At 71.1% G+C, this 7,310-nt stretch carries 8 protein-coding genes; 6 read left to right on the top strand and 2 right to left on the bottom strand.

Annotated elements, in window-relative coordinates:
• The 3 genes from ABFS34_15155 to ABFS34_15145 form a co-directional block, all read left to right on the top strand.
• Positions 1 to 679: 4Fe-4S dicluster domain-containing protein (locus ABFS34_15155; GenBank protein MEN8376764.1), on the top strand; the 679-nt coding region annotated here is incomplete at its 5' end.
• Positions 680 to 690: 11 nt separating this feature from the next.
• Positions 691 to 1,329, top strand: coding sequence for a molecular chaperone TorD family protein (locus ABFS34_15150; protein MEN8376763.1), 639 nt, complete (start codon positions 691 to 693; stop codon positions 1,327 to 1,329).
• A 124-nt stretch (positions 1,330 to 1,453) separates the two neighbouring features.
• Positions 1,454 to 2,464, top strand: coding sequence for a hypothetical protein (locus ABFS34_15145; protein ID MEN8376762.1), 1,011 nt, complete (start codon positions 1,454 to 1,456; stop codon positions 2,462 to 2,464).
• A 27-nt stretch (positions 2,465 to 2,491) separates the two neighbouring features.
• On the opposite strand, the gene ABFS34_15140 is transcribed toward ABFS34_15145, so the two are convergent.
• Entirely contained in the window at positions 2,492 to 3,157 is a 666-nt protein-coding gene (locus ABFS34_15140; protein MEN8376761.1) for a class II aldolase/adducin family protein, read from the bottom strand.
• Positions 3,154 to 4,242, bottom strand: coding sequence for an S-methyl-5-thioribose-1-phosphate isomerase (gene mtnA / locus ABFS34_15135; GenBank protein ID MEN8376760.1), 1,089 nt, complete (start codon positions 4,240 to 4,242; stop codon positions 3,154 to 3,156). Before mtnA ends, ABFS34_15140 begins: the two co-directional genes overlap by 4 nt.
• A gap of 89 nt (positions 4,243 to 4,331) precedes the next feature.
• On the opposite strand from mtnA, the gene ABFS34_15130 reads away from it, so the two are divergent.
• The 3 genes from ABFS34_15130 to ABFS34_15120 are packed head-to-tail and all read left to right on the top strand — an operon-like array spanning position 4,332 to position 7,228.
• The gene (locus tag ABFS34_15130; protein ID MEN8376759.1) at positions 4,332 to 5,654 is read left to right on the top strand and encodes an amidohydrolase; all 1,323 of its coding nucleotides are present in this window, start codon (positions 4,332 to 4,334) and stop codon (positions 5,652 to 5,654) included.
• Positions 5,655 to 5,690: 36 nt separating this feature from the next.
• The gene (locus ABFS34_15125; GenBank protein ID MEN8376758.1) at positions 5,691 to 6,266 is read left to right on the top strand and encodes a DinB family protein; all 576 of its coding nucleotides are present in this window, start codon (positions 5,691 to 5,693) and stop codon (positions 6,264 to 6,266) included.
• Entirely contained in the window at positions 6,263 to 7,228 is a 966-nt protein-coding gene (locus tag ABFS34_15120) for a substrate-binding domain-containing protein (GenBank protein ID MEN8376757.1), read from the top strand. Before ABFS34_15125 ends, ABFS34_15120 begins: the two co-directional genes overlap by 4 nt.
• Positions 7,229 to 7,310 lie beyond the last annotated feature (82 nt).

Here is a 7,310-nt window from a genome sequence, read left to right as displayed (position 1 = left end):
TGGCATGGTGATCGACCTCCACCGCTGCGTGGGTTGCGCGGCGTGCGACATCGCCTGCAAGAGCGAGAACAACGTGCCGGAGGGGTTTGCCTGGTCCAATCACATCCTGGAGACCAGGGGCACGTTCCCGAACACCCAGTTCCGATACATTCCGACGCTCTGCAATCACTGTGAGAAAGCGCCGTGCGTGGCGAACTGCCCCACGGGGGCCATGTACAAGTCCGAGGACGGACTGACGCTGCACGACGTGGACAAGTGCATCGGGTGCCGCGCGTGCCAGGTGGCGTGCCCCTACGGCGTGATCTACTTCAACAAGGACGCACCCCATCCGCGCTTCATGGAGGATGCAGAGGCCCTCATCCCCGGCTGCACCGCGACCGGACCGGAGACGGCTGACCGGGTGGGGGCGCCCATCCCCTATTACAACCCGGACCGGGAGGCCACGTACGCCGGCATCCGCCCCAGGGGCGTAGTGGAGAAGTGCACCTTCTGCGACCACCGGTTGCAGGCCGGTGAGCTTCCCGCCTGCGTGATCGCATGTCCCGCGGACGCGCGGATTTTCGGTGATCTGAACGACCCGGACAGCGCACCGAGCCGGGCGTTGGTCCAACACCATCCCCGCGTTCTGAACGAGGAGCAGGGAACGAGGCCCAGCGTCTTCTACATCCGGGACTTCTAAGCGTGGCCGTCATGGCTGAGTTCGCACCGACCTTGGGGGACGCCGCCGCCGCCGGGCGTGCCAACGCCCATTTCGCCCTGGCGCGGGCACTCCAGCCGCCCCGAACCTGGGACGAGGACCTCCCGCACCTGGTGGCAGGTGCCCTGGGCGACCTGCCTGAGCCGCTGCCCGCCCTGGGTGAGGAGATGGCTGCGCAGATTCGGAGTCTGCTCCCGGAGCTGCAACCCGCGGAGGTGGCCCACGCCAAGCTCTTTATCGGGCCCTTCGAGATCCTCGCGGCTCCGTGGGCCTGCTTCTACCTGGAGGACGAGCCCCGTCTCATGGGGCCGTCCAGCCAGTACGCGGCAGCCGCCTACGCCGAGGCGGGCCTGGCGCCCAGCGAGGACCTGAAGGATGCTCCGGACCACGTGATCCACGAGTTGGAGTTCATGTACTTCCTCGCCTTCCAGCAGGCGACCACCGGGGAACGCGCATGGTACGACCGCCGCGCCCGGTTCTGGCGGGAGCATCTGGGTCGATGGCTGCACCGGTTCGCGGACGCCGTGCAGCAGGCGGCCGTTCACGATTTCTACCGCACCTTGGCGGAAGGGCTGAAGGCCCTCTCCGTCATCGAGGAGCGTGAACTCGGGAGCACCGGCCGCGGAGCTTAAGAGGCCCCCACCCCGTGGGCCGGAGGGCGGCCCCAGGAGGACCGCCTTCATTTGGGGCTGACATGTAACAGATCGACGGGCATCGCCGACGTTTGCGATAATAACGGAGTCTAGGAGACGCACGATGAGACGCGAAATTACCCTGGCCGCGTTGGCCCTCGTCGCCGCGCTGACCGCGCAGCGGGGAGCGGCGCAGGAGACGACTGTCGGGGGGCTATTCTTCGGAGACTACTACTACGTTGCGGGACACCACGATGCGGATCTGCAGGACGCCAACGGCTTCTGGGCGCGCCGGATGTACCTGACCGTCAACACCCGATTCAATCCCGCGTGGGATGCTCGGGTGCGGTTGGAAGCAGCCACGCCGGGAGACTTCACGACCTCGGGGACAATGGATCCCTTCCTGAAGGACCTGTACGTGCGCTGGCGGAGGGGCAACCACCGGATCGTCGTGGGGCTCTCGAGCAGCCCGACGTGGAACTTCATCGAGGGGCAGTGGGGGTATCGCGGCGTGGAGAAGACCCCCCTCGACCTGTTCAAGATGGGGTCGTCCCGGGATTTCGGGATCGCGTTCCAGGGCAGTATCGACGAGAGCCGGAAGGTCCGCTATCACGTGATGCTGGGTAACGGGGCCTCTACAAAAGCCGAGACGAACAAGGGCAAGAAGATCATGGGGGCCCTGCAGTTCTACCCCACCAGCAACCTGATCCTGGAAGCCTACGCCGACAGGGAGAGCCGCTCGGACGACAAAGACCGCACCACTTACACCGGGACTGCGGTGGTGCGGGGAGAGCGGGGCCGGATTGGTCTCCTGGCGGCGCGGCAGGTCCGGACGGAGCCAGACGAGGACGATGTGGACGTGGACATCCTTTCGGTGTTCGGCGTGCTCGAGGCCGGGGAGCGCGCGCACCTGTTGGCTCGGTGGGACCGCATGGCCAGCCCCATTCCCGACGGGGCGGCGATCAGCTACTTCCGGATGGATCCCACGTCCGAGGGCAACTTCTTTCTGGCGGGTGCGGACATCATGCTCCACGACAACGTGCACGTGATTCCGAACCTGGAACTAGTGTCGTACGATGATGACGACATCGATTCGGATGTATTCCTGAAGACGACTCTCCTCGTCACGTTCTGACGTCGAGCCAAGTCACGAGCGAGTTGTCTACCCGATCCGGGACTGCACCGAGCGGTAGCCATACGCCGCCAATTGCTTCGCCACGCGCTCCATCTCTTCGTCCGCCAGCAGCGCCGGGCGACCCGCCGCGAGCGCCCCCAGGTACTGGTCCGCGAGCGCCTCCACGTCGCGGGCGAGCGCCAGCGCGGCGGCGGGCCCCGCGCCCAGCGCCACCAGGCCGTGGTTGGCCATGAGGCACGCGCGCAGGTAGGCGCCCAGCGTCCGGACCACGGAATCGGCGAGCTCGTCGGTGCCGAACGTCGCGTAAGCGGCGCAGGGGATCGCGCTGCCCCCGGCGGACGCGACCATGTAATGGAAGGCTGGGATGGGCCGCCGCAGGCAAGCCAGCGCCGTCGCCGCGCGCGGATGCGCGTGGACGACAGCCCGCGCGTCCGGACGGGCGCGGTAGATCGCCGCGTGGAGCCGCCACTCGGAGGACGGTCGGGAGTCGGCGGCCGGGCCCGCGGCCGAATCCACCGGCACGAGGTCCTCGGCGCCGACGTCGGCGTAAGGCACGCCGCCGGGCGTTATCAGCATGGTCCCGTCGCCGCCCAGGCGCGCGCTCGCGTTGCCGGTGGTGCCCGGCGTGAAACCCGAACGCGCCAGCCATTCGCATACTCCCAGCAGCTCCTGTCTCAGCGAAGATTCGTTCATGACGACGCGTCCGCGTGCTCGGGGAACAGGTCGGCCAGCGCCGCGCGCGTCGCCAGCGCCACGCCTCGCTCGGTAATCAGGCCAGTGATCAGCCGCGCCGGGGTGATGTCGAACGCGGGGTTGGCGACGTCCGTCGCCCGGTCGAGAATCCTGGCCGATCTCCGCGCTCCATCGACCACCCCTCCGACGACCCGCACCTCGTCTCCGTCGCGCTCCTCGATGGGGATCGCGGCTCCGCTCGCGAGCGACCAGTCGATGGAGCTGGACGGCGCGGCGACGTAGAACGGCACGCCCGCCTCACGCGCGGCGAGCGCCTTCGGGTAGGTGCCGATCTTGTTCGCCACGTCGCCGCGCGCGGTCGTACGGTCGGTCCCCACCAGACACACGTCGACCTCGCCGCGCGCCAGCAGGTGGCCGCAGGCGGAGTCGGTCACGACGGTGTGCGCCACCCCCGCGCGCGCCAATTCCCACGCGGTCAGCAGACCCTGGCTCCGGGGCCGGGTCTCGGACACCCACACGTGCACCGGTAGTCCCTCGGCGTGCGCCAGGTACACGGGCGCGGTGGCGGTGCCCCAGGCCACCGTGGCCAGCCGGCCCGCGTTGCAGTGCGTGAGCACGCGCACGGGGCGATCCGGGTTGCGGGCCGCCAGGGCCCGGAGCAGCTTGCCGCCGTGCTCTCCGATCGACCGGTTGGCCGCGACGTCGGCCTCGCAGATCGCCGCGGCCTCGTGGTAGGCGGCGGCTTCGCGCTCCTCCTCGGGAACGCGGCCCAGCGCACGGCGCGTCCGCTCCAGCGCCCAGCGCAGGTTGACCGCGGTGGGCCGCGTGCCGAGCAGCGTGGCGGCCGCCCGGTCGAGCGCCCCGTCGGAGGGGTCCTCGCGGGCGGCGAGCGCGACGCCGTAGGCCGCCGCGGCGCCGATGAGCGGCGCGCCGCGCACGCGCATGGTCGAAATCGCTTCCGCCACGTCCGTCCAGCGCTCCAACCGGATCCAACGTTCCTCGTGCGGGAGGAGCGTCTGGTCGAGCGTCAGCACCGCCCACCCATCCTGGTCCAGCGCGATCGTGCGGGCGGTCTCCGGGCCGATGTCGGGTCGTGCGTGGATAGGCCACTCCCTGGCCGAGTGTGGGCATCAACGATATGGCGTCGCGCGCTCCCCACAAGGGCGGCACGGCCGTGACCATCGATCTTCGTATCGCGGGTGCTCGCGTCGGCGAGCACATCGTCGACATCGACATCGAAGGTGGCCTGATCGTGGCCGTGGGACCCGCGGAAGCCGAAGCCGGCCCGGGCGCGCCCGGGGCCTCCGGCGAGCCCGCGACGCCGGCTGCGCGGACGCTGGACGGCACCGGCTGCGTGGCCTTGCCCGGGTTGGCCAACAGCCACACCCACGCCGCCATGACGCTGATGCGGGGCTACGCCGACGACATGCCGCTGGACGCGTGGCTGCGCACCCGGATCTGGCCGCTCGAGGAGCTGCTCACCGAGGAAGATGTCCACGCCGGGGCGCGGCTCGCGCTGCTGGAAATGGTGCGATCGGGCACGACCTACCTGAACGACATGTACTGGCACCGGCCAGGCGCCCTCCGCGCGGTACAGGAATTCGGGCTGCGCGCGCACCTGGGCTCGCCGTTCGTGGATTTCGGCGACCGCGGGCGGGGGCTCGAGTCGCGCGCTTTGGTGGAGCGAGAGGCGGAGCGGGCGGTCGACGAGGGGCCGCTGATCGGTCTCAGCGTCGCGCCCCACGGCATCTACACGGTGTCGCCCGACAACCTGACCTGGATAGCCGATTTCGCGCGCCGCCACGACCTGATGGTGCACATCCACCTCTCGGAGACCGAGCGCGAGGTAGGCGACTGCCTGCGCGAGCACGGCGTGCGACCGGCCTTCCTGCTGGACCGCGTCGGGCTGCTCGGCCCGCGTCTCGTGTGCGCTCACGCGGTTCACCTGGACGACGCCGAGCGCGCGTTGCTGGCTGCCGCCGGGGTCACCGTCGTGACCAATCCGTCGGCCAACATGAAGCTGGGAGTGGGCGGGCCGTTCGACTACGAGGCGACCAAGGCGGCGGGACTGCGGGTGGCGCTGGGCACCGACGGGCCCGCGTCCAACAACAGCCTGGACATGCTGGCGGAGATGAAGATCGCCTCGCTGCTCCAGAAGCACGCCGCCGAGGACGCCGCGGCTCTGCCGGCGGCGGAGGCCGTGGCGATCGCCACCGCGGGGCCGGTGGCGGGACGCCTGGCGCGCGACGGCGAGCTGTCGGTGGGCGATGCCGCGGACCTGATCCTGGTGCGCATGGATTCGGCGGAGGTCGCCCCCGCCTTCGACCCGGCCTCGGCGCTGGTGTACGCGGCCTCGGCAGCCCAGGTGGACACCACCATCTGCGCGGGCCGGGTGTTGATGCACCGGCGCCGGGTCGAGGTGGTGGACGAGGAGGACGTCGTCGCGCCCGCCTTGCGCCGCGCGCACGCTCTGGTCGGCCGGGCCGGCGACGCCTAGGGTAGGGCCGACCCCCAGCAGCGGAGGACACGAAGCATGCCGATGCGTTACGCGCACACCGAGATATCAGAGGGCGACGTTCCCCGGGCCGCCTTCCCGTTCGCCCAGCACATGCTCGACACCTACGCGAGCGAGACCAGCAAGGTCGTGAGCATCTGGCGCTGCTTCTCAGACGCGGATCTGTCCCACAGGCCGCACGAGCGCGCGACCACGGTCGAGGAGATCATGCGGCACCAGCTCCTGTCCGAGCGACGCTTCTTCGGAGAGTTTCTGGAGCTGGCGGAGCCGGCGCCCGAGGACACGCTGCCGGCCACGACCACGGTGGCGGCGCTGAGCGCCCGCTTCGCGGCACTCGCCCGAGCCCGGCTGCCACAGCTCGCCGAGCGCGAGGAGCCGTGGTGGCTGGTGCGCGTGCCGTTCTTCGACGTGGAGCGGGAGCGCGTTTGGATCTTCTGGCGACGCGTCCTGCACACCGCCCACCACCGTACCCAGCTCACCACGTACCTGCGCGTAATGGGGCGCGACGTGCCCTCGACCTACGGCCCCACCGCCGACGTGAGCTGGGAGGGCGCCGACCCCACCGACTCGGTGGACGCGGCCGGACGCAGATGACGCGACGCGGCCTCAAGCGGCTCTTTGCCGGCGCGGCGTGGGCGTTGGCCGCGCTGGGCTGCGCCCGCGAGCCGCCGGATCCGCCCGCAGGGCGCGGCGGCGTCCGCATAGTCTTGGTCACCCACGGGCAGGCCGCAGACCCCTACTGGTCCATCGTGGCCAACGGCGCCGCCGACGCCGGCGACGACCTGGGGGTGGAAGTGCAGTACCAGGCGCCGACCGCCTTCGACATGGTGGCGATGAGCGACCTCATAGACGCCGCCGTCGTGGCCCGGCCGGCGGGCCTGGTCGTGTCGATCCCCGACGGCGACGCGCTCGCTCCGGCGCTCCGGCGGGCCCTGGACGCGGGCATCCCGGTGCTGTCCATCAACTCGGGCGCGGAGACATCCCGCGCCCTGGGGCTCCTGGCGCACGTGGGTCAGCCGGAGTACGAGGCCGGGCGCGCCGCCGGCGGGCGGCTGCTCACGGAGGGCGCGCGCGCGGTGCTGTGCGTGCACCATGAAGTGGGCAACGCCGCGCTCGACGCGCGCTGCGCCGGAGCAGCGGACGCGCTGGCGGTGGGCGGCGGAACCCTGACGGTGCTGGCGGTGGAGCTGGCCGACCCCGACGACGCCGAGCTGCGCGTACGCGGCGCGCTCTCGCGGCGCCAAACGGACGCCGTGCTGACGCTCGGGCCCGCCGCGGCGGCGCCGGCGCTCGCGGCCGTGGAGGGCAGCGACGTGGCCTTCGCGACCTTCGACCTCACCGAAGAGGTGGCGCGCGCCGTGGCCGACGGGCGGGCGCTCTTCGCGGTGGATCAGCAGCCCTACCTGCAGGGCTACCTTCCCGTCGTCATGCTGGTGAAGTACGCCGAGACGCTCACCATGCCGGGCGGCGGCGGCGTGGTCGCCACGGGCCCGGGATTCGTGACGCGCCAGAACGCCGCGGCGGTCGTCGAGCTGGCCCGCCAGGGCGTCAGGTAGCGGCGCCGGGCGTGGGCGTGGGTCCGGGGCGCTCCGTGGGCGCGCGGCTGTTCCGCTACCCGCCGCTCGCGGCGGGCGGCGG

The sequence above is a fragment of the Gemmatimonadota bacterium genome (assembly GCA_039715185.1).
Classification (GTDB): Bacteria; Gemmatimonadota; Gemmatimonadetes; order Longimicrobiales; family RSA9; genus DATHRK01.
Note: the sequence above shows the minus strand (reverse complement) of the source record. Positions and strands in the feature narration are given on the sequence as shown.